Source organism: Pseudoalteromonas luteoviolacea NCIMB 1944 (genome assembly GCF_001625565.1).
GTDB classification, from domain to species: Bacteria; Pseudomonadota; Gammaproteobacteria; order Enterobacterales; family Alteromonadaceae; genus Pseudoalteromonas; species Pseudoalteromonas luteoviolacea_F.
In genome coordinates, this window is record NZ_AUXS01000015.1 from 194,768 (window position 1) to 212,999 (window position 18,232).

At 41.9% G+C, this 18,232-nt stretch carries 14 protein-coding genes; 11 read left to right on the forward strand and 3 right to left on the reverse strand.

Translation table 11 applies throughout. The annotated features are described in order from the left end of the window. Window positions 1-7: 7 nt before the first annotated feature. The 10 genes from gmd (at window position 8) to N483_RS04220 (ending at window position 12,236) form a co-directional block, all read left to right on the forward strand. Window positions 8-1,129: a GDP-mannose 4,6-dehydratase gene (gene gmd / locus N483_RS04175; RefSeq protein ID WP_023397372.1), complete on the forward strand. Its 1,122-nt coding sequence runs from the start codon at window positions 8-10 to the stop codon at window positions 1,127-1,129. Window positions 1,130-1,194: 65 nt separating this feature from the next. Next, the gene (gene fcl / locus N483_RS04180) at window positions 1,195-2,160 is read left to right on the forward strand and encodes a GDP-L-fucose synthase (protein WP_023397373.1); all 966 of its coding nucleotides are present in this window, start codon (window positions 1,195-1,197) and stop codon (window positions 2,158-2,160) included. 11 nt (window positions 2,161-2,171) lie between these two features. Then, window positions 2,172-2,645 carry a GDP-mannose mannosyl hydrolase gene (locus N483_RS04185; protein WP_023397374.1) on the forward strand — a complete coding sequence of 158 codons (474 nt, stop codon included), beginning with the start codon at window positions 2,172-2,174 and terminating at the stop codon, window positions 2,643-2,645. A 3-nt stretch (window positions 2,646-2,648) separates the two neighbouring features. Continuing rightward, window positions 2,649-4,055: a mannose-1-phosphate guanylyltransferase/mannose-6-phosphate isomerase gene (locus tag N483_RS04190; RefSeq protein ID WP_023397375.1), complete on the forward strand. Its 1,407-nt coding sequence runs from the start codon at window positions 2,649-2,651 to the stop codon at window positions 4,053-4,055. A gap of 2 nt (window positions 4,056-4,057) precedes the next feature. Beyond that, complete coding sequence (locus N483_RS04195; RefSeq protein WP_080672534.1) at window positions 4,058-5,470, forward strand: phosphomannomutase; 1,413 nt, start codon at window positions 4,058-4,060, stop codon at window positions 5,468-5,470. Next, on the forward strand, window positions 5,467-6,228 hold the full coding sequence (locus tag N483_RS04200) for a glycosyltransferase family 2 protein (RefSeq protein WP_023397377.1): 762 nt from the start codon (window positions 5,467-5,469) through the stop codon (window positions 6,226-6,228). Before N483_RS04195 ends, N483_RS04200 begins: the two co-directional genes overlap by 4 nt. Next, entirely contained in the window at window positions 6,218-7,150 is a 933-nt protein-coding gene (locus tag N483_RS04205) for a UDP-glucose 4-epimerase family protein (RefSeq protein ID WP_023397378.1), read from the forward strand. Before N483_RS04200 ends, N483_RS04205 begins: the two co-directional genes overlap by 11 nt. A 12-nt stretch (window positions 7,151-7,162) precedes the next feature. Continuing rightward, a complete protein-coding gene (locus N483_RS04210; RefSeq protein WP_023397379.1) occupies window positions 7,163-7,717 on the forward strand; it encodes a sugar transferase in 555 nt (184 codons plus the stop codon). 194 nt (window positions 7,718-7,911) lie between these two features. Then, entirely contained in the window at window positions 7,912-9,861 is a 1,950-nt protein-coding gene (locus tag N483_RS04215; protein ID WP_023397380.1) for a polysaccharide biosynthesis protein, read from the forward strand. Window positions 9,862-10,112: 251 nt separating this feature from the next. Further along, window positions 10,113-12,236 (forward strand): YjbH domain-containing protein, encoded by a 2,124-nt coding sequence (locus tag N483_RS04220; RefSeq protein WP_023397381.1) that lies wholly within the window; start codon window positions 10,113-10,115, stop codon window positions 12,234-12,236. A 956-nt stretch (window positions 12,237-13,192) separates the two neighbouring features. Here N483_RS04220 and N483_RS04225 read toward each other — a convergent pair. Then, a complete protein-coding gene (locus tag N483_RS04225; RefSeq protein WP_023397382.1) occupies window positions 13,193-15,109 on the reverse strand; it encodes a hypothetical protein in 1,917 nt (638 codons plus the stop codon). 236 nt (window positions 15,110-15,345) lie between these two features. After that, the gene (locus N483_RS04230) at window positions 15,346-16,002 is read right to left on the reverse strand and encodes a Crp/Fnr family transcriptional regulator (protein ID WP_023397383.1); all 657 of its coding nucleotides are present in this window, start codon (window positions 16,000-16,002) and stop codon (window positions 15,346-15,348) included. A gap of 315 nt (window positions 16,003-16,317) precedes the next feature. Between N483_RS04230 and N483_RS26535 the strand changes: the two genes are divergently transcribed. Continuing rightward, window positions 16,318-16,536, forward strand: a complete 219-nt coding sequence (locus tag N483_RS26535) for a YgjV family protein (RefSeq protein ID WP_023397384.1) — start codon at window positions 16,318-16,320, stop codon at window positions 16,534-16,536. Here the strand turns inward: N483_RS26535 and N483_RS04235 are convergent. Continuing rightward, window positions 16,533-18,176 (reverse strand): amidohydrolase, encoded by a 1,644-nt coding sequence (locus N483_RS04235; protein ID WP_023397385.1) that lies wholly within the window; start codon window positions 18,174-18,176, stop codon window positions 16,533-16,535. The two genes, N483_RS26535 and N483_RS04235, sit on opposite strands and share 4 nt — an antisense overlap. Window positions 18,177-18,232: the final 56 nt, after the last annotated feature.

Sequence of the window (18,232 nt, forward strand, 5' to 3'; positions counted from 1 at the left end):
GTGAATAATGAGTAAAAAAGTAGCTTTAATCACTGGTGTGACGGGTCAGGATGGCTCTTACTTAGCTGAATTTTTATTAGAAAAAGGTTATGAAGTACATGGAATAAAGCGCCGTGCTTCGAGCTTCAATACTGAACGCGTAGACCACATTTACCAAGACAGACATGAAGAAAGCCCTAATTTTTTCTTGCACTATGGTGACCTAACAGATACTTCTAACTTGACTCGTATTCTAAAAGAGGTAGAGCCAGATGAAGTATACAATTTAGGTGCACAAAGCCACGTAGCTGTTTCATTTGAAGCGCCAGAATATACTGCTGATGTAGATGCAATAGGTACTCTGCGTTTGCTTGAAGCGATCCGCTTCCTTGGATTAGAAAAGAAAACAAAATTCTATCAAGCATCAACTTCAGAGTTATACGGTGAAGTACGAGAAATACCACAGAAAGAGACTACTCCTTTCCACCCTCGTTCACCTTATGCAGTAGCTAAAATGTACGCATATTGGATTGCGGTAAACTACCGTGAATCTTATGGTATGTATGCTTGTAACGGTATTTTATTTAACCATGAATCACCTCGCCGTGGCGAAACGTTTGTAACACGTAAAATTACACGTGGCCTAGCAAATATCTCTCAAGGTTTAGAAAAGTGTCTATATCTAGGTAACATGGATGCTTTACGTGACTGGGGTCACGCAAAAGACTATGTACGCATGCAATGGATGATGTTACAGCAAGATCAACCTGAAGATTTTGTTATCGCAACAGGTAAGCAAATTTCTGTACGTGAGTTTGTCACCTTATCTGCAAAAGAGCTAGGTATTAGACTTGAATTTAGCGGTAAAGGCGTTGATGAAATTGCAACAATTGTAGCGATTGAAGGTGACAATGCATCAGCATTGAAAGTTGGCGATGTTATCGTACGTGTTGACCCGCGTTACTTCCGCCCAGCTGAAGTTGAAACACTATTAGGTGATCCAACAAAAGCGAAAGAAAAACTAGGTTGGGTACCAGAGATCACTGTTGAAGAAATGTGTGCTGAAATGGTGCAGCACGACTTAGCGAAAGCTAAGCAGCATGCAATATTGAAATCACATGGTTATGATGTAAGTGTATCGGTGGAATAACACCTCATTTTTATCATTGAGTGTTTAATAACCCAGCACCTGCTGGGTTTTATAATGGAAAGAAGATGAAAAATAAAACTGTTTTTGTCGCAGGGCATAATGGCATGGTTGGTAGTGCTATTGTTAGGAAGCTAAAGGAAGCCCAAAATATAGAGGTGATCACCCGCAGTCGCGCCGAATTGAATTTGTTGGACAAAGAAGCGGTTTTTAGCTTTTTCCAAGAAAATGATATTGATCAAGTATATTTAGCCGCGGCTAAAGTGGGTGGAATTGTTGCAAATAACACTTACCCTGCAGAATTTATCTATGAAAACCTGACTATCCAGAATAATATTATTCATGGTGCGCATTTATCAGGTGTCAATGACCTACTATTTTTAGGCTCGAGCTGCATCTATCCGAAGTTTGCTGAGCAACCTATGGCAGAAAGTGCTCTGCTCACTGGTACATTGGAACCGACAAACGAACCATATGCCATCGCTAAGATTGCGGGTATCAAGTTATGTGAGTCATACAACCGCCAATATGGTCGTAACTACCGTTCTGTTATGCCAACAAATTTATATGGTGAGAATGACAATTTCCACCCTGAAAATTCGCACGTTATCCCTGCGCTGATCCGTCGTTTTCACGAAGCCAAGTTGGCGGGTGACGACAAGGTAACGGCTTGGGGTAGTGGCAAACCAATGCGTGAGTTTTTACACGTTGATGATATGGCTGCCGCGTCAATTCATGTGATGAACCTAGACTCAGAAACTTACCACGCAAACACGCAAGAAATGTTAAGTCATATTAACGTTGGTACAGGTGTCGACTGTACGATCAGAGAGCTAGTTGAAACAGTTGCAAAAGTTGTTGGCTTTGAAGGCGCGGTTGAGTTTGATACTTCGAAACCTGACGGAACACCTCGTAAATTAATGGATGTTTCTCGCCTTAAATCTTTAGGTTGGGAGTATTCGATTTCGTTGGAAGAAGGTCTCAAAGCAACTTACGAATGGTTTTTGGCAAATCAAGATAACTTCAGAAAGTAATTGGTTTTGCCATGTTTCTTGATAAAAATACATTTTCAACTGTTATTGAGAGTACGCCTTTAGTTTCTATTGATTTAGTGATTTTAAATCAGCATGGAGAAGCTTTGTTGGGGCAGAGGCTAAATCGCCCTGCTCAAGGCAACTGGTTTGTTCCAGGAGGACGTATCCAAAAGGATGAGTCGTTGGCCAATGCCTTTGAAAGGCTAACGTTAGAAGAGTTGGGTGAGCAGTTTTCTATCACCGAGTCGGAACTGCTAGGTCCCTATGACCACTTCTATCATGACAACGTTTTTGGCCAAGACTTCAGCACGCATTACGTTGCGATTGCATATGTACTTAGATTGAACAAACAGCTTGAAAAGCTGCCAGTGGATGTTCAACACGGTAAATATCAATGGTTTAATGTAGAACAGCTTTTGATGGACCCTAAAGTACATAAACATACCAAATGGTACTTTGAAAAGTTACAGAACACACAGGAATAAAAAATGATACTTCCAGTAATTATGGCAGGAGGCTCTGGTACTCGTCTTTGGCCTCTTTCTCGTGGGAATTACCCAAAACAGTTTTTAAAGCTTCATGGTGATAATACTATGTTGCAAGAGACCGTTGCTCGACTGAACGGACTAGAGCACTCTCCTGTGATGTTAATTTGTAACGAGGAGCATCGCTTCATTGCAGCAGAGCAAGTTAGGCAGCTCAATGCCGAGCACAGTGGCATATTCTTGGAGCCTGTTGGCCGTAACACGGCTCCCGCTATTGCTTTGGCCGCGTTCAAAGCTGTAGAAAACGGTGAAGATCCGATGTTACTGGTTCTAGCCGCCGACCATGTCATAGAAGATCAAGCTGCATTTCAAGACAGTGTAAATCAAGCTAAGTTACTAGCTGAAAAAGGTAAATTAGTAACCTTTGGCATTGTTGGTAACACACCTGAGACGGGTTATGGCTATATCAAACGCGGTGATGCGTTTGACAGTGGCTTCGTGGTGGATAAGTTTGTCGAAAAGCCAGATTTGGCTACTGCTAAACAATACGTAGAAAGTGGCAATTATTACTGGAATAGCGGTATGTTTTTATTTAAAGCGAGCCGTTATTTAAATGAGCTTAAGACGTATCGCCCGGATATATATGCAGCCTGTGAGCAAGCTGTACAGGTGCAAAATAATGATATGGATTTTGTACGTGTTGATAGAGCTGCATTTGAATCATGTCCTGATGAGTCTATAGATTACGCAGTGATGGAACACACCAAAGATGCTGTCGTTGTACCCATGGATGCCGGTTGGAATGATGTGGGTGGCTTTGCTGCGCTTTGGGAGGTATCTGAGCAAGATGACAATGGCAACGCCTTTATTGGGGATGTGAAAGCTGTTGATACGAAAAATACCTTGGTATTTGGTGAAGATAAGCTAGTAGCAACCGTAGGTGTTGAAGACTTGGTTATTGTAAACACAAAAGATGCCTTGTTAGTGGCTCACAAAAACGAGTCTCAGAAAGTGAAGCAAATCGTCAGTCAACTTAAAGAAGATAGCCGCTCCGAAGTGACCTTCCACCGCGAAGTATACCGCCCGTGGGGTAAATACGACTCGGTTGATAACGGCGAACGTTTTCAGGTGAAGCGTATTACCGTGAAGCCGGGAGCTAAATTATCGGTCCAAATGCACCATCATAGAGCTGAGCACTGGATAGTGGTATCAGGTACGGCTAAAGTGCAAATTGATGATACAGAGCAATTCGTGACTGAAAATGAATCTGTATATATTCCTATTACAGCAGTACACGCTTTGGAAAACCCAGGCAAAGTAGACTTAGAACTTATTGAGGTTCAATCCGGTTCTTACCTTGGGGAAGATGATATCGTACGCTTTGAAGACCGATATGGACGAGTAAAGTAATGATGAATACACGGAATATAATTGAGCAAAGCGGTATTGCTTTTGGTACTAGTGGAGCAAGGGGGTTAGTGGTCGACTTTACACCACAAGTGTGTGCCGCTTTTTCAATCGCATTTGCTCACAGTATAAAAGACAAGTTTAGCTTTAAAACGATTGCTATTGCTATTGATAACCGCCCAAGCAGTTTTGAAATTGCACAAGCTTGTGCAGCTGGCTTGCAACAGCTGAATATTGATGTTGTTTATTATGGCGTGGTTCCGACCCCAGCACTGGCTTATACCGCAATGCAAGATGATATGCCGTGTATTATGGTCACAGGTAGTCATATCCCATTTGACAGAAATGGTCTCAAGTTTTATCGGCCAGATGGGGAGATCACTAAGCAAGATGAACTGGCTATTTTAAGCGCCGAAGTGAGCGTTGACAATATAGACCTTGCCAATGTGAACTTAGCCCAAAGCGGTAAAGCTTCGGAGCTGTATATAGCGCGTTATACTACGCTTTTTTCTAGCGACGTATTGGCGGGTAAAAAGATAGGTATTTACGAGCACTCAAGTGCTGGGCGCGACATATACCGTACTCTATTTGAGCAGCTTGGTGCACAAGTAATTAGCTTGGGTCGAAGTGAGCAGTTTATTCCGATCGATACTGAGGCTGTATCAGAAGAGGATAAAGAGAGAGCCAGAAAGTGGGTCTCTGAGCTTCAGCTAGATATGTTATTTTCGACTGATGGTGACGGTGATAGACCCCTTGTTGCCGGAGAAGATGGTGAGTGGCTAAGAGGCGATATTTTAGGTCTGCTTTGCAGCCAAGCGCTCAGTATCGAAGCATTGGCTACACCGGTTAGCTGTAACACAGCTATGGAGCTGTCAAATGAGTTCCAGGAAGTTGTACGTACCAAGATTGGCTCACCGTATGTCATTGAAGCGTTTGCGGCTCTGACCGAGAAGTACAATCAAGTCGCAGGTTTTGAAGCCAATGGCGGCTACTTATTGGCCAGTGACTTCGAATTTAATGGCAAGCTCATTAAAGCCCTTCCAACAAGAGATGCTGTATTGCCAGCGCTTATGCTCATTGCGCAAGATAAACTATTCACAGAGCTGAAGGCGTCACTGCCACAGCGCTATACCGCTAGTGACAGATTAAAAGACTTTGCTCGTGAAAAAAGTGCAAAACTAATTGCTGATTTAGGAGAAAATCCCTCTGAATTTTTAACCTCGTTAGCAATTGGTACACTGAAAGCAGTATGCACTACAGACGGTTTAAGGCTCACAACTCAAAGCAATGAGATTGTTCACCTGAGACCATCAGGAAATGCACCTGAGCTGAGGTGTTATGCTGAATCTGAATCTGAGACAAAAGCTCAAGCACTTGTAGAAGATGTTTTAAAATTAATTGTGGAAACGCGTGGATGAAAGTAAGTATTGTTACTGTTTGCTACAATAGTGCAGAAACGATCGAAGATACAATCAGATCGGTTGTCTCTCAGACATATGATGACATTGAATACATTATTGTCGACGGCGGGTCTACAGACAATACGCTGAAAATAGTTGATAAATACAAAGCACATATCGATGTTTTGATCAGCGAACCTGATCGTGGTATTTACGATGCTATGAATAAGGGCGTTGAAGCGGCTACTGGTGACGTTGTTGGTATTTTAAACTCTGATGATTTTTATGAAACAAAAGAGTCCGTTGCAAGCATCGTATCCGAGTTTGATGATGCAACAGATATTGTGTTTGGCGATCTCGTCTTTGTGAATGCAGATAATTTATCTAAAGTTACGCGTTTTTACTCGTTACCTAAGTTTGCACCTTGGAAACTTAGATTTGGTTGGATGCCTCCTCATCCAGCCACTTTCATTCGCAAAAGCAGTTACGATAAGCATGGTTTGTATAAACTAGACTATAAAATTTCTGCCGATTACGAGATGTTTGTTAGATTACTTTTGGTTCATAAGTTGTCGTTTAAACATGTTGCAAAAACACTGGTACGGATGAGAGATGGCGGGGTCAGCACGTCGGGAATTCAGAGTTCGATAAGGCTGAATCAAGAAATTGTAAAGGCTTGTTTAGAAAACAGCATTTATACAAATTTGTTGTTTTTACTAACTAAGATCCCATTTAAGCTTTTTGAGCTAGTTAAAAGGCCTAAAAATGAAGTCTAAGTTACTTGTGACTGGCTATTCCGGGTTTGTTGGTGGTCATTTAATAGATCACCTTGGAGATGCTTTTGAACTGAATTTGTTGGGGAGAAAAGCGTCAAGCCAGGGTAAGGTGTATAAATCCAATATAGATGCGACGTCAGATTATAGTGACGCGCTAAATGGAGTTGAGGTGGTGATTCATTCCGCAGCGCGCGTTCATGTTATGAATGACGATGCTGCGGAGCCGCTAGAAGCATTTAGAGCAGTCAATACTGCTGGTACGCTAAATTTAGCACGCCAAGCCGCTGACGCTGGTGTTAAACGCTTTATTTTTGTGAGCACAATCAAAGTCAATGGTGAAAAGACCTCTGGTCGAAGTGCTTTTTCATCAACTGATGAGTCTAAGCCCGAAGACCCTTATGGTATTTCAAAAGCGGAAGCCGAATCACAACTCAGGTCATTGAGTGCACAAACGGGTATGGAAGTCGTGATTATCCGTCCCCCGCTTGTATATGGCAGAGGCGTCAAAGCAAACTTTGCATCATTGATGAAATGTGTTGGTAAAGGTTTTCCGTTACCATTTAGATTGATTAATAAAAACAAGCGCAGTTTAGTGTCGGTTTATAACTTAGTTGATCTTATCGAGACCTGCATCTCGCACCCGATGGCTGCAAATCAGGTTTTTTTGGTGAGTGATGATCACGATGTTTCGACTGCTGAAATGATTGCGTTAATGGCGAGGGTACAGGGGAAAACCGATTATTCATTACCCGTCCCTAGTGTACTTTTTTTGTTGGCGGGAAGGTTGCTTGGCAAGTCAGATGTAATTGATAGGCTGACAGGTTCATTACAAGTAGATATTGAGCACACAAAGAAAACATTAAACTGGAAACCACCTCATTCAATTGAGGAAGGGTTTAAGTTGTCGGCTAATCGAGCTTAATGGAATTTTAAAATGATAAGATTATTAGATTTTTTACTGGCCTTATTTGGCTTGATTGTGGCATTTCCTTTTTTAGTCCTAATTTTTATCATAGGTCTTTTTGATACAGGATCACCTATCTTTACTCAAGAGAGAGTTGGTAGAAATAAAAAGCCCTTTATTTTGGTTAAATTCAGGACGATGAAAGTCGATACGGCATCTGTAGCAACGCATTTGGCAACGCAAGCTTCTATCACGCCATTAGGTGGGTTTTTACGTAAAACTAAATTAGATGAGTTACCGCAATTGTGGAACGTGCTTAAAGGAGAAATGAGCTTAGTGGGACCTAGACCTGGGTTGTTCAATCAAGATGAGCTGACTAAAGCGCGTGATGCACAGAATGTTTATGCAGTTCGCCCTGGCATTACAGGGTTATCGCAAGTAAATGAGATCGATATGTCTACGCCTGAGCTACTGGCAAAAACAGACAATGAGATGATTGCAACGATGAGCATAGGTAACTACTTCAAATACATTATTATGACAGTCGCAGGTAAAGGAAGCGGTGACAGAGTTAAAAAACACTAGTTTTTATACAAACCGAGATCTTTTACAAACTCTTTAGAAGCACAAAAGCGTATTTTTCACACCCAGTGATGAAGGTGAGATCACACAGAGTGAGTGCTTCTAAAATGACAGAAGTTGAATAAATGTGTATATTTAACTTCTATAACTTTATTATTACAGCGTAAAACCGAATTACGTTAGCTCAAGGATTTACAGTGGATAGTTGGTTCCGAACTTTACTCAATACTTCCCGTTCAAAAAAGCGAATTTTAACGCTTGTTATCGACTCTATATTTATTTTTAGTGCATTTTGGTTAGCACTAGTTGTAAGACTTGATAGCTTAGCGCCATTCTTTGAAATAAAAAATTGGTTGTTACTTGCTTTAATTTTACCGGTCAGTTTGTTTGCGTTTGTAAATTTAGGGTTATATCGCGCAGTATTGAGGTACGTTGGCGCTCACGCGGTTGGCGCAATCGTAGTAGGAACAGTTATTAGCACAGTTGTGCTTGTATTGTCGTCTTTTTTCACCAATGTCTCCATCCCTCGTACCATGCCTATTATTTACGCTTGGCTGTTAGTGCTTTCTGTCGGTGGCTCTCGAATTATGGTGCGGGCAATGGTAGGCAGGCTTGCAACGGTAAATAAAACACCAGTAGTGATTTATGGTGCAGGTTCAGCTGGTCGGCAATTGGCACCAGCGATAGGCGCAGGCGAGGAGTATTATGTAAGTGCGTTTATCGATGATGATAAGTCGAAACAGGGCGCGATATTGCAAGGGATCCCTGTAATTTCATTCGATGGTATATTCAGCTTAATTGAGCGTAAGAAGGTGAGAAAAATACTGATGGCGATGCCAAGTGAGAGTCGTGCACGCCGTAGAGAGATCCTTTCACAATTAGAAAACTTACCTGTAGAAGTAATGACCATTCCAGGTATGGCTGACGTTGTAGAAGGGAGAGCGACATTAGACGAAATAAAAGATGTTGAAATAGAAGACTTACTTGGCCGCGATCCTGTGACTCCACGTCAAGAGTTATTAGATGCCAACATTAAAGGCAAGTCAGTTATGGTCACGGGCGCTGGTGGCTCAATTGGGTCTGAATTGTGTCGTCAAATTATAAAACAAGCGCCAAAAAAACTGGTGTTGTTTGAACTCACAGAATTTGCCCTTTACTCAATAGAAAAAGAGCTTAGCGAAATTATAAACTCCAAAGAGTTGGGGATTGAATTAATCCCGATAATGGGCTCTGTTCAGCATATCAATCGCCTAGAAACCTGCATGATGGCATTTGGTGTGCAGACGGTTTATCACGCCGCTGCATATAAACATGTGCCATTAGTGGAGCACAATGTGGTTGAAGGGGTGCGAAATAATGTATTTGGCACTTATTACTCAGCGAAAGCAGCCATTAATTCCAAAGTAGAAACTTTTGTTTTAGTAAGTACGGATAAAGCTGTTCGTCCAACCAATGTGATGGGGACGACTAAGCGGATGGCGGAGCTATGTCTTCAAGGGCTCGCTCAAGATAAAGAAAAAGGTATACATCAAACGAGATTTTGTATGGTCCGCTTTGGTAATGTTTTAGGGTCATCTGGCTCGGTGGTTCCCTTGTTCCGTCGACAAATAAAAGAAGGTGGACCCATTACATTAACCCACCCTGACATCACAAGGTTCTTTATGACCATCCCAGAAGCGGCACAGCTCGTGATACAAGCAGGTGCCTTGGGCAAAGGTGGTGATGTTTTTGTTTTGGATATGGGTGAGTCTGTGAAGATAAAAGATCTGGCGACGAAAATGATCCACTTATCAGGACTCGAAGTGAAGAGTACGTCAAACCCGCACGGAGATATTGAGATCCAGTGCACAGGTCTAAGACCTGGGGAAAAACTGTATGAAGAGCTTTTGATTGGAGATAATGTTGGACAAACAAGTCACCAAAGAATAATGACAGCCAAAGAAGTTATGCTGCCATTGACAGAGCTCAATGTGTTTTTGGAAGCACTTGATATCGCCTGCCACAATTTTGATCACGAAATGATCCGAGAGTTACTGCTGGACGCGCCTACAGGGTTCAATCCAACAGATGGTATTTGCGATTTAGTGTGGAATGAAAGGAAAAAACAAATGGAGCCAGCTGACTCAAACGTTGTTAGCTTTAAATAGACCCATCTACCTGAATATATCAGTGCGAAATACCGGTGTATTTAATTGCACTGATATATTTAACTCGTAAAGTAGTACAACACCAGTGTTATGTTTTTTTTATCTCGTTTAGCGTAAACTGGTGATGAAAATTAGCACAGCCCTTTGCAAATACTTGTTTGGAATAGCCTTTAGAAGTACTCGAGCAAGTGATCAAAGTTATATTGTAATTAGTTATTTTGGATTAAATAATAATCATCGGAATTTAGAATATGTCTAAGCTTTTCCCTTATGTGGCATCATGTTTTGTGGTGGTATCTGCTCCTAGCATAGCAGCAGAGCCGTTAAATACTTATCAATCTTTTACTGGATTTACAGGGCTTATCAACACTTCTAATGCCGAAGTAATGGAAAAGGGTAACTGGGGAGTGGGCTACAATAACATGCTTGATTTTCGAGGGAATCAATATGTTGATGGGCACAACTTTGTGTTTTCTGCAGGTATATTCGATGGGCTTGAAGTAAGTGGCTTGGTTGCATCGAATAAAATGCATGAAAACTTATTTTATCCAACTTCAGGACCTGTCGGCTCACAAACACGGGACCTGTCATTTAATGCTAAATATCAAATTCCACTGATCCCCAATGATTGGTTTAAGCTGAGCATAGGTAGCAAAGATATCGGCGGTGCTGCAAATAATTATAAAACCAACTTTGCTGTAGCTTCAAAAGAGTGGAGTGATTTTCGCTTCTCGCTTGGTTTAGCGAGCAGCGATCATAGTACTGGGCTGATGAATGGCGCGTTTGGTGGTGTGGAGTGGTTACCGACCGAATGGTTTGGATTACAGATAGAACATGATGCAGAAGCGTTTAACGCCGCGGCAAGGTTAACAGTACCAAAAGAGTGGCTATTTGATTTGGGAGAGCTGACACTAACTAGCCGTTTTTATAGTAATACCGACTACTCTCAAGAGGATACTTACTGGGCTGTAAACTTTATCGCGCCATTTTCTGAGCATGCCCAACCACACCGAGATAGGGTAAAGGCCGCGCCAGCGCCTGTAGTTGTGCACAGTAGTACAGCAAAAAATACCCCAATGAAACCAAGCCATAAAGCACCTAGAGCGTTTAAACAGTCTAACTCTCAAAGCGACGCGGTTGGTTCGAAGAAGGCCGATAGAGCCGAAATGAATAGGTTGGCTAGAAAGTTGAGAAATGTGCTCATTGCGGATGGTTTTGAAGCGGTAAGAGTTGGCTTTAACTCGCAGCCTATGGTTATCGTGTCATTTGAAAACGCCGTTTTTAATAATAACGAAATAGACGCCTTGGGTTTAGCTGCCGGCAGAGTCGCTGAAGTATTCTCGGGCACGCCCGCTAAGTTTATGTTAGAGCTTCAAAACCACGGTATTGCAATGCTTGCGCTATCTGGTGATACCACAAACTACGAACAGTTTATAGAAAACGACTTTGATCCACAGGTTTCCGTCAAAATGGGCGGTATGCGCGGTGTAAGCGGAGTAACTTGGGTTGGTTTAGAAAGCGCTAATCAACGCTTTTTGAAACCAAGGGTAACACTGAGTCCTGAAATTAATTCAGCTCACGCCACTGAGTTTGGCGTTTTTGATTATTCATTGGCGTTAAAAGCAGATATTAATGTGCCTTTATGGCGTGGTGCGGGTTTCAATCTCACAGCCCAAACTCTAGTATCTGAAAGTGATGACTTTGAAGACAAAAAATTCTTTGATGACTTGTCCGAGGATAATGGCGTAAGAAGCGCATTCTTCTATCAAACTTACCAGCTGCCTTGGGGACTTTACAACCAGACTAAAATTGGCTTTTTCAGAGAGTTCCATAAATATAAAGGCCTAATTAATGAAACTGCATGGGTGAGCCCAAATGGAAGCCATAAAGTCACCAATACATATGGCTACTTTGAGTATCAAGATTACAGCGGTGATAGAGACTATCATACGGTTGACTACCAATATTACTGGGCTGATAAAGATGTTAGCTTTCACGTGACGGGTGGTAAGTTCTGGCGTAAAGATAGCGGTATCAAAGTCGAATCTAGATTCTGGTTCGGCGACAGTTACGTAGCAGTATATGGTGAAGACACCAACGCTAGGGTTGCGGGGATAGCAGTCAATATTCCATTATCTAAGCGTAAAAATATGAATGTAACCAAGTTTGGACAGATAAAAGGAACTAGTGCTTGGCGTTATCAGGTAGGTACTCGAATCGGTGAAAGTCACAACAAGTTGGTTTATCAACAAGCGTACCAACCAAAAGTACCTGTGACTTTGAGCGACACCTTTTTCAACCAAGGTCGTAGTTCTGTAGAGTATATTCACAACAACTTATCGAGATTGCGAGATGCTTATTTAACTTATAAATAAGTAGTTCTTTTTACAGGCCTGAATTGACGCGACTCCCGTTAACATAACTGTTTTCTGAGCGTTTCAATTTAGGCTTGAACTCAATCTAGTTACCCCCTGAATTATAAATAACTCCTAGACAAGCCCTATCTCAAAGGGGCATTATCAATCACAGCACCTTAATAGCGCCAACCTCTAATTATTTAAGTGATCCAGACAGATATGACATGTTCTCTAATTGGTTAATTTCTTAGTAGTTTGAAAAAGAGCAGGGTTGGCAAGAAAGTCCAACGCTACTCGTAGTCATTTTCAAACTGGCAGTTGTTTGCAAACGTGTCGAGATACTAAATAGAGACTTTAAACCATCTCGCGACACTACAATGTCATCCTGCTTTTTGACCAAGCTAAATGAAGATTGATACTCGATGCGTTCTACATTGTTAAATCAGGGCGAAACATACTACGTACAGTGTCATATAAATTTATTAGCAGTTAACGTCAAAACGAAGGTGACATCGCATCGAGCACTTGCTACACCGTCGTACGATTAAAAGAGCAATAGACGCTAAGCTTAATAATAAGCAAATGGCTAACTAGGTGAACAAGGGGGTTGTCTATTGCTCAGTCGCCAAATCAGCCTCTAGCACGCTGATATTAAATCTGTAATACCTAAGCGTAGGTGGATTGAGTTTGTTTATCTGGCGCACATTTAGATGTGTTTAAATTAATCTCCAAATATACTCTTGTCTGGCATATCTCTAAATACTTCTTGAACAAAACCTGTTGGCGACCCAGTACTAAAATTAGGTCATTTATTTGAAGGGGGTTTTTAAGGGGGTTTTTAAGGGGGTTTTTAAGGGGGTGGGTGTTTTGTTATTTATCTACCGAGCAAGCAGACAAGGCACGCAGTTTTATGCCTTGTAAAATAAAAAAGCCGCGATAAATCGCGGCTTTAAGTTTCAGTTTACTTAGTAAAATTAGTTACCACCAGTAGCACCAGTAGTAGTTGTAGTATCACACACTGTAAGCATGTTTAGAGACAATGCATCAGTACTACCTGTAGCAGTCTGTGTTTCCCACGTATTAGTGAAAGTATTGAAGAATCGGAATGTGTAATCAACACCTGATTCTAGGTCAATACTGAATTCACTGCCGTAGTAGCTGTCTTGTAGGTTAGACGCAAGTACTGCACCACGGTAAAGTTGAACTGTTGTAGGACTAAGAACTGGGTCAGCAGCTTGGTCTACGTCATCATTGTTGCTACATACTGCAAATGTAGATACAGGCTTAGTAACAATTTCAACGTTGTCAACTGGCGCTAGTTGTAGAGTTGCACCATTTAGGTCACAAAGAGGACCGCTGTATACAGATACTGTGCTGTCAACTGCTGTTCCAGTGTTACCTTGAATACCGTCAAGTACATTTACGTTGTTTTCTAGAACACGTACTTCTACATCAAAGCTAGGCGGGTTGCGGAAAGTTGCGCGGCTTAGTGCTGCACGGTTCCAAGGTTGTGCGTCAAATCTGTAGCTGTTTGTTAGTAGCTGTACAGAAGTGAAGCGTGAGCTTGGCTGGCCGTCGCTGTCAACAATATTGAAAGAAGAAACGTTACAACCACGTTGTGCGAAGAAGTCCAAGTTCCAGTAAGATAAGTGATCAACTTCAACTTCTACGTTGTATGTTGAGCTGTTCGCATTACCATCGTCTGCAACAACACCGAAGCTTTCAAATGACCATTGACCGTTTGATTCTTCGTAACTCCACACTGGGAAGATTTGACCAGGTTGAACAGGAGTTGGCTCACTTACAAGTGCTGAAGCTAGACATACACCAGAGTCTGTGTTGAAACCTCTTGCAGCCGCTTGAGCTACAGTTTCACCGTCTTGTTGAGTAATTGGACAAGGAGTACGAGTGTCTTTGTCAACTTTCATCGCAACAGTGATAGAGTTGCCATCACCGAAAGTTTTTACTTTTTCGCCTTGTTCGTTAACAAGTTCGATAGCAACGAAACCACCAGTTGTGAAGTTACCTTCAACAGTTTCTGCACCGTTTGCAACAGCAAGGTTTAGACCGCCTGGGAACGCGTCTAGTGAAGACGTTTGGTCTGTTGACGCAGCTTCAGTGCTGGCCTCTACTGCCGCAGCTTCGTTTGCGAAGTAAGCAACAGTTAGAGATGGAGCTGATTGAAGTGGCTCACCATTGTCTTGTACGAATTGAGTACCTGCAGGAAGGACAACCTCTGCACCACCAACTGCTTTCTCAGCTTGAGCTGCATCAATTTCAACAGGTAAAGTGATTGAGTCTGCACCGTTTACAACAAGACCACCAGCAGCGCTATATTCTACAGTAACATCTGCACCAGCAAGTTCTGCAAGTGTTTTAGTCTCTGCGACAACAGGAATGTCAGCACTTTCGAAAGTACGAGCTGTTAATCTTACAACTTCAGTTAGAGTTTCACCTGCACCAATTGTTACTTCAGCAGTATTTGAAAGGAAGTTGTCAGACTGAACTGTGAATGCAAAAGTCTTGCTTTCGCCTTCAGCAATTCCGTCAACTGTGTACGAGAACGCACCAGCTGTGTTGGTGTTGTATTCGTCATTTGCTGTGATTGCAACACCTGAAGCTGTTTGTAAGCCTTCAATTGAAGAATTGAATACAACTTGAACAGATGTGCCATCAGCTAGCGGAGCACCTAGTGAATCAGTTACAGTGACTACGAAGCCACCATCAGCCAATTCAACAGCAGTTGGTGGAACCGCGACTGTTTGATCTCCACCCGGATCTGGCGGAGTAATTGTAACATCGTTGTCATTGTCGCTGAAGCAGCCTGTTAAACCTACTGTTAACCCTAGTGCGAGGGCAAGTTTAGTTAGCTTCAAATTTTTATTTCCCATGATTTTTACCTTTTCCTTTAAATACAAGTAAACTGAGAGTTTTAACCAATTAAGTGCAGATGTAAGACAGCCTTGCCCTGCATACAAATTAGTGAATAAGAGAATAAGCGTACATTAAATGTTCGTCAAGTGAACAGGTCTAACTTTATCCAAAAATTCACGTTTAATAATAACACATTGATCTAGAATTGGGATCTGAACTGTGCAATGTTAATAAAATAATAATATACAACTCATTACAGTCTCGAGAAAGCATCGACAAAATCGTTTAAAGCTTCCAAATCTACTGGCTTTAATCCTGAGCCTGTTCTCTCAATGAGACCCTTTTCAACGAGCTCACTGACTACTCGGCGATAGGCTCGTTCTGTCGTCGCAAAGCGCTCTGCTTCTGCACTCACCGTTGAGTACGCTCTGAGCAGTGTCGAATGTTTATCTTCAGCTCTTAACAAGCAATCTTTTGCAATATTGTAACTCAGGGGCAACAGCAATTTATCAAGGTTTATTTTTTGATTTTCTGTAAATTTGGCGGCAATTGTTTGTGCTGTATAAAGGCTTAATTCAGGTTGCTCGAGCAGTAACTGGCGCCAGTGTTTTAATTCAATGAGGTTGTATTGAACATCACTTAAACATGTAACGGTGTAAATACAAGGCTGGTTGTTGAGCGCTTCAATTTCCCCAATAAGTGTATTGTTGCAATCTAACTGGCCAAGTAATAACCTTCTGCCATTGCCTACATCATAGCTGAAAGAGACAGTACCACTTCTCACCAAGATCAATTTGCTCAGCGGTTCATCCTGATGGATCAAAACTTCTTTTTTGCGATGCTGAAAACTATTACCGGCAAAACTTAATAATTGTTCGACCAAAGTAGTTGAAAAGTGATATTGGAACATCTGGTTAGCTCTCGGACAATTGTCCTATTTATTAAATTATTATAAAGATAGCATGAACTGAATTATTCAAGGCTATACGCGTTACAACTTTTTAAGACTTTATTCTTGCTTATCCTTAAATGGGTGAATTTGATACTCAGGGTTCCGCGCACAAACTGAACTGTGCAAAATACGGCGGATTAACTGAATAAAAGTGTAGAGAGTCTAAGCTTTAATTGGGCTCTAGAGGCTCTATATGGTCTGCTATTATCCTTAAAAAGTGACTTGAATATCGTTTTACTTACTAATGCTAACCCAACTGAGAGGAGAGAACAAATGACTTGGGAATATTTAGGCTATCTGGCCTCAGTCTTTTTGGTGGTTTCTCTTATGATGACCAATGTCACTAAATTACGCTGGTTTAATTTAGCTGGGTGCATCTGTTTTACGATATACGGTGCAATGATAAGTGCATGGCCAGTGGTTTTGACCAATGGCTTGCTGGCATTGGTCAATATTTACCACCTTTTCAAACTTGTCCGATCTAAGGACTAATTACGTTTGTATTTAGGTTTACCTGCAATCCAAGTTTGCTGTACTTGTATATTGTGCAACTGGGCCTCTTCAATTTGGAAATAATCGCGGTCAATCAAAATAAAGTCAGCCCATTTTCCATGTTCTAAGCTGCCGACTTTAAATTCTTGAAAAGCCGCGTACGCTGCATCTAAAGTAAATGCAGTGAGTGCTTGCTCTCTGCTCAACTTCTCAGTGTTGCGCCATCCTTGTTTCGGTTGCTGTGTTTTATCCATTCTTGTTATTGCCGCGTATAAGCCATCGAATGGATTGGCTAATTCAACAGGGAAATCAGAGCCCGCAGCGACCTTAATTCCATGTTTAAGAAATGTTTGCCATGCATAAGCCCCAGTCAGTTGAGACTCTCTCAATCGCTGTTGCGCCATATGCATATCTGAAGTTGCATGTACAGGTTGCATTGATGGAATTATTTTCAGGCTTTTAAATCGAGGGATATCATCTGTATCGACAATTTGAGCGTGTTCAATTCGATTGCGAAGTAACTTACCACCGGTTTCCTTGAACACGGTTTTATAGCTATTCAATACAATGCGATTGGCACGATCACCAATGGCATGGGTGTGCGCACTAAAGCCATGTTTAACACTCTGACGTATTAGTGCTTCCAGCGCCGGCTGTTGCTCGAGCATTAGACCTCGGTGTCCCGGCCTATCTTTGTAATCTTTTAATAGAGCTGCGCCTCTACTACCTAGCGCACCGTCAGCATAAATTTTTACACTGCGTATCGTGAGATAGTCAGTTTGTTCTTTCACAATACCGGCTTTAAGCATTTTTTCGAGACTGGGGTCAGATGCGCTTAGCATAGCGTATATTCTAAGCGGCATAGAGCGTTGCTCTGACCTGTTTTTATACAGGCGCCAAGTTGCTTCATCGATACCTGCATCGTGTACTGAGGTGATCCCTAAACTGAGGAGGTGGGCAGCGGCCTTATCAAGCGCAGTGTTTAATTGAGCTGGTGTTCGTTTAGGCACATGTTTTAGGATGAGCGGTTCCGCTTTGTCAATAAATATGCCGCTGGGCGCGCCATCGGCCAGTCGCACAATCTCTCCGCCATCTGGTGTCACGGTATCTTTGTTTATTCTGGCGAGTGCCATGGCTTTGGAGTTAACCCAAATCGCATGACCGTCGACACGGGTAAGAACCACGGGTCTATTAGCTACGAACTTATCAAGGTCTTGTGCTGTTGGGAATTGGCTGGGTGTCCACTTTGTCTGATCCCATCCTCGGCCAATGATCCACCCTGTGGGGTTATTTTCGGCGTATTGCTTTAGACGTTGACCAACTTCAGCGATGGATTTAGTGTGTCTTAAGTCAAGTCTGGAGAGGTTTTCACCTAGTCCAATCACATGACCATGTGCGTCTATCAAGCCAGGTAACATGGTAAGTCCTTGACCATCAATAACCGTTGACTGTGGGTATTGTTTTAGCGTGTCTGCATTACCTGTTTTAACGACTTTTCCATCTTTGATCACTAAAGTAGAAAATTGCGCAATTTTCCCAGAGCGTGTCGGTGTGTACCCTTTGACATTATGAACGACTGTAAATTGTGCGTGGCTGACATAACTTGCCAAGCACAAACAGAGCAAAAATAATCTTCTCACGATATGGCCTTTTTGTTGTTATTTTTCCAAATAATATAAATGCTTTATTTATAAGT